Origin of the sequence: Streptomyces sp. H39-C1, from assembly GCF_027158125.1 — a bacterium.
GTDB lineage: Bacteria > Actinomycetota > Actinomycetes > Streptomycetales > Streptomycetaceae > Actinacidiphila > Actinacidiphila fildesensis.
Genome location: NZ_JAPVLS010000201.1, coordinates 1 through 4510 on the forward strand (window position 1 = coordinate 1; position 4510 = coordinate 4510).

5 protein-coding genes are annotated in these 4510 nt (G+C 69.5%); 2 read left to right on the top strand and 3 right to left on the bottom strand.

Features of this window, described 5'->3' with window-relative positions; all coding sequences use genetic code 11:
- Positions 1-40 precede the first annotated feature (40 nt).
- The 3 genes from O3W51_RS47365 to O3W51_RS47375 all read right to left on the bottom strand — a co-directional run bounded on the left by O3W51_RS47365 (position 41) and on the right by O3W51_RS47375 (position 2496).
- A complete protein-coding gene (locus tag O3W51_RS47365) occupies positions 41-967 on the bottom strand; it encodes an ArnT family glycosyltransferase (protein WP_269290237.1) in 927 nt (308 codons plus the stop codon).
- Positions 968-1155: 188 nt separating this feature from the next.
- On the bottom strand, positions 1156-2088 hold the full coding sequence (locus tag O3W51_RS47370) for a M56 family metallopeptidase (RefSeq protein ID WP_269290239.1): 933 nt from the start codon (positions 2086-2088) through the stop codon (positions 1156-1158).
- Between the two features lie 12 nt (positions 2089-2100).
- On the bottom strand, positions 2101-2496 hold the full coding sequence (locus O3W51_RS47375; RefSeq protein WP_269290241.1) for a BlaI/MecI/CopY family transcriptional regulator: 396 nt from the start codon (positions 2494-2496) through the stop codon (positions 2101-2103).
- Between the two features lie 143 nt (positions 2497-2639).
- Here O3W51_RS47375 and O3W51_RS47380 point away from each other — a divergent pair, with 143 nt between their 5' ends.
- Both O3W51_RS47380 and O3W51_RS47385 read left to right on the top strand, forming a co-directional pair.
- Positions 2640-3257: a phosphatase PAP2 family protein gene (locus O3W51_RS47380; RefSeq protein ID WP_269290243.1), complete on the top strand. Its 618-nt coding sequence runs from the start codon at positions 2640-2642 to the stop codon at positions 3255-3257.
- 411 nt (positions 3258-3668) lie between these two features.
- Positions 3669-4510 (top strand): ferritin-like domain-containing protein (locus O3W51_RS47385; protein WP_269290245.1); only part of this gene is annotated, 842 nt, incomplete at its 3' end.

Below are 4510 nucleotides of genomic sequence, written 5' to 3' on the forward strand. Positions count from 1 at the left end.
GGAGGTCACCGAAAATGCCGGTCCTGGTGGTACGGCGCCGTCAGGACCCGGACCGGCCGCTGGGTACGGAGTTGACGCTGCCGGTGTCGGCGGGGGTCAGTCCCAGCTGAGGGAAGCGGTTGAGGAAGTTGTACCCCACGACCATGTTCACCGGCGAGTTGTTCGTGGTCCCGTCGATGTAGGGCCGGTCGCCTGCGGGTATCAGCGCAACCACCAGGACCCAGGACGCCGACATAACGAGGGTCACGGCCGCCGCCACAGCGGTACCGACCACTCTGCGGCGCAGCGTCGTGGGAGCCGCGACGAGGAAAACGACGGCCAGGACGGGCCCGAGGGCCCACGCTTCCAGCATCTTCGCCTGGAAAGCGAGCCCCACCCAGACGGCGCTCCAGATGAGCGGGCGCAGCCGCGCCGTGCTGGATGCCCGGAACGCCGCGTCGGCGGCAAGCAGCAGGAGCAGCGTGAACGGTGCGTCCTCGACAGCCGAGCGGAACAGCCCGGCCGCCGCCGGGGTGCTCGCGAACGCGGCCGCGGCCACCAGCGCCGCAGGAGCTCCGGCCTGCCTGCACACCAGCCGGAACAGCACCAACACGCTCAGCGCGCCCTCGATCAGCTGGGGCAACGCCAGCGCCCAGGGATGGAATCCGAAGAGCCGCGCGGAGACCGCCTGCGGCCACAGAAAGCCGGGCAGTTTGTCCAGAGTGATGGAGTTACCGGGCTCAAATGAACCGAAGAAGAACGCCTTCCAGTTCCTGGTCATGCTGAGCACGGTGTCGGCGTAGAACGGATGGAACTGACCACTGTCGATGTTCCACCCGTACAACGAGGTAGCGACGGCAGTGATCACCAACAGCAAGGGCCGGACGTACGCGGGCTGCCCGGCGGGCGAACGCCAAGGGCGGCGTCGGATACGGCTGCTGCTGCAGGTCGCGAAACGGGACGCCTGGGTGACCACAATCGAAGCCATAAGGACGATCTTCGGACGAAAGCGCCCACCGTGTGGTCTGTTTACGACATCTCGCCGTTCACCGGTCAGTCGGCTCGACTCTGCAGAGCTGCGGAACGCGGATCACAAGCACGACCTGTTGACTGTGCGAGCATTGCGGGGACCCCCAACGGTAGGCAACTGCAGTGGTTCAAATTCCTCACCGCCAGTCAGCCGCCCTTGGCGAGTTCCAGCAATTCGTGCAGGTCCTGGGCGGCCTCCAGCGTGCACAGCGCCGTCGCCGCCAGCACTGCGCCCACGCCCAACAGCGCGAGCATCTGGTTGCGCGGTGGCGGGGCGAGCAGAGCGGCTACACGGCGGGGCACCGGCCCGACAGCGGTCCGTGCACGGTCGCGGCCGAGGATTCCCATTGCGGCGGCGGGCAGGCGACGGCGATCCTCGCCACTCTTGGCCGCCAGGGCGGCCTTGCCCACGGTGCGGGCCACGCGTCGGCGGTCACCGATGACCGTGGCGGCGCGTTCGTCGGCCCACCGCTCTACCGTGTAGGTAACGGCAGTGGCCACGGGGCGCAGCAGGGGATTGGCGGCGGCGGCCAGTTGGGCGCCGGCGGTGAACAGGTAGTGGTGTCCGCGTAGATGGGCGCGTTCGTGGGCGAGCAGGACCGCCCGCTCGCCGTCGTCCAGGGCGCTGAGCATGCCGGTGGAGACGACGATGCGGCCGGGCAGCCCTGGCATGGCGAACGCGTCAGCGGCCGGTTCGTCGAGGACGACCAGTCGGTTCGTGCCGGGGAAGCAGGCCGCCTCCAGGGCCGCGTTGAACAACGCCCGCACCCGCCGCCACACCATGCGGGTCGCAGCCGTCACCGCGATGGTCAGCAGTACGCCGGCAAGCAGCCCGACGGCCCACGCGGTCGGATCGCGGCGTTGCACCACCTGGAGTGAGTATCCGCCCAGGTCCGCGACCGTCGGGATCCGTACGCAGACGGCCAGCGCCAGAACCGTGGTGCTGCCGATCGCCAGGACCACCGAGCCCACCGTAAGGATCCAGGTGGCCAGACGGGGCTCCAACCGGTCGCTCAGTGGCCGGGCGGCGATTACGGCCAGGGCGGGAAAAAGCAACGGCAGATAGACGGCGAGATGCATCCGGGGCGGTCCTTACTGGCCGGGGTCCAGTTCGGCGCCGAGCAGGCGGCGGAGCAGCAGCTCGTCAGCGGCGGACAGGTCGTCGACGAACCGGGTCAGGACCTTCTCGCGATCCGGTTTGCTCCCCAGGACCTGGTGCATCTGGCGCGCGGCCAGGCCCGGCTCGTCGGTGACGGGCGTGTAGGCGTAGGCCCGCCCGCGAGGGGTGCGCTCCAGAATGCCCTTGGCGTGCAGTCGGGACAGGATCGTCACCACCGTGCTGTACGACAGGCCGCCGCCGAGCCGCTCAGCTGCCTGCGCGGGGGTCAGCGCCTCCTCGGCGGCCTGCAGGATCGCCAGCATCTCGGCCTCCAGAGCGCCGTTGGGGCGCCGCCCGGCCACCACGGTCGCCTCGCCGTCGTCGTTCATGACTTGGCTACCTTCCGTTCATCCTCTACAGTCGCGTAGAACTTCTACGTGATTGTAGAACCGTTGGCGCCCCCGAGTGTGCCACGCCCTCCCGCGCCTGGCGAGCACCCCCGGCGCCTGCCCCCCAGCGCAAAGGCACCTCCATGACCGCAACCTCGTTCCAGGCCCTGGACGGCGCAGCCATCGACGGCGGCTGGTACACCACCGTCACCGACTTCGCCCGCGACACCCACTGGCTCAACGCCCCCATGCTGGCCTTCACCAGCTACGGCGCGGCGCTGTTCGTGCTGGCCTTGCTCGCCGGCTGGTGGATGGCCCGCCGCGCCGACGCCGCCGCGATGGCCGCGTCCCTGGCCGGAGGGGTCGCTGTCATCCTCGCCTACCTGCTCAATTCCGGCATCAAGGACGTCTTCGCCGAACCACGCCCCTGCCGCGCCCTGCCCCACGATTTCCTCGTCGAAGCCTGCCCGCCCCTGAACGACTACGCCTTCCCCAGCAACCACACCACCGTCGCCTTCGCCGCCGCCACCGCACTGCTGCTCATCCACCGCCGCCTCGGCGCACTGGCCCTCGTCCTCGCCGTACTGATGGCCGCCTCCCGTGTCTACGTCGGCGCCCACTACCCCCACGACGTCATCATCGCCGCCCTCGTCGGTACCGCCATCGCCGTCCCGACTGTGCTCCTCGGCCGTCGCTACGGCGCTCCAACCGTCGAACGACTTCGCACCAGTCGCCTGCGCCCCGTATTGGCCCGACGATAGGACCCGCGCACCCCCGGCCCGCGGGTTCGCGAGGGGTTGCTTCGGACCTCCTCCGCAAGGGTGCCACTTCGCCTTGTCTGGGCCGAGCGGGTGGCAATTGCGCCACGCGGCTCCCGCACCTCGGGAACGGTGACAACCGCTGCTAGTGCTCTGGCCGGTAAGGTTCACCGGTTCGCGACGCCCGGCACGGCACCTCTCCCCCAGCTACCGCTGGGAGGTACCCCCAGTTGTCGGAGTCGTCCGAGTACGCCCGGTACGAGGACGATCCTCCGCCTGGCGACGCACCGCACCGGACGCCGCGAACCAGGCAAACCCTTCCGGCCAGAGCACTAGTTCTAGCTTCGCGAACCTTCGGAAGACCCGAGGAGCCCCAGGAGCAGGCGGGGCCCACCGCGACGAGCGGAGACAACGGTGACAGGTACAACGAGCGACCCGGACAAACCGGAGGCTTCCCCGTTCAAGCGCAGGAGTTTCGTGGCGGCGGCAGCCCTGGCGGCCGCGCCGGTCTCGCTGGCCGGGCCCGCCGCGGCCGGGCCGCCGCAGGCCGCACCGTTCGGGTCTGTCGCGCGTCTGATGGCTGTTCCCGCCATCGGCCGCGACGTCGGCTGGCTCAGGCAGGCCCTTCAGGTTGCGGTGGAACTCGAACTCTCAACTATCCCGCCGTATCTGTGCGGCTGGTGGTCGGTCAAGGACCGCGGCAGCGAGGTCGCGCGTCTGATCCGGCGGATCGTCGGCGACGAGATGTACCACCTGGGAGTGGTCTGCAACCTCCTGGTGGCTGTGGGCGGGCGGCCCCGGATCAGCGACGCCGCCCCCACCTACCCCGGCCCGCTACCCGGCGGCGTGCGCGCCGGAGTGAACGTCTATTTGTCGGGCCTGACCAAGTCCGTCGTCCACGACGTGATGATGGCGATTGAGGCCCCCGACGCTCCGCTCACCCGCAGCAGGGCCACCTCGCCGAGCGTTGCTGACTTCTACTCCACCCTGCAGCAGGCGTTCCGACAGGCGGCACCGGAACTGTCGGCGCGGGGGCAGCTGTCCGAACACATCGGCTCCGCCGTGCTGAAGCCGGTCGAGAACCTCGATGACGTCGAACGCTGCCTCGAAGTCATCAAGGAGCAGGGCGAGGGCACGATCACCTCCCCGGATGAGTCCTTCGGCGACGACCACCCGGCGCACTACTACGCCTTCGGTGAGATCTACCACGGACGGCGGCTGCTCAAGGTCGGCGCAAGCAGGCAGTTCACCGGCGC

What these genes read in the sequence shown, in the direction of transcription:
- O3W51_RS47365 (WP_269290237.1), bottom strand. Translation starts at nt 967, where the DNA reads ATGGCTTCGATTGTGGTCACCCAGGCGTCCCGTTTCGCGACCTGCAGC.
- O3W51_RS47370 (WP_269290239.1), bottom strand. Translation starts at nt 2,088, where the DNA reads ATGCATCTCGCCGTCTATCTGCCGTTGCTTTTTCCCGCCCTGGCCGTA.
- O3W51_RS47375 (WP_269290241.1), bottom strand. Translation starts at nt 2,496, where the DNA reads ATGAACGACGACGGCGAGGCGACCGTGGTGGCCGGGCGGCGCCCCAAC.
- O3W51_RS47380 (WP_269290243.1), top strand. Translation starts at nt 2,640, where the DNA reads ATGACCGCAACCTCGTTCCAGGCCCTGGACGGCGCAGCCATCGACGGC.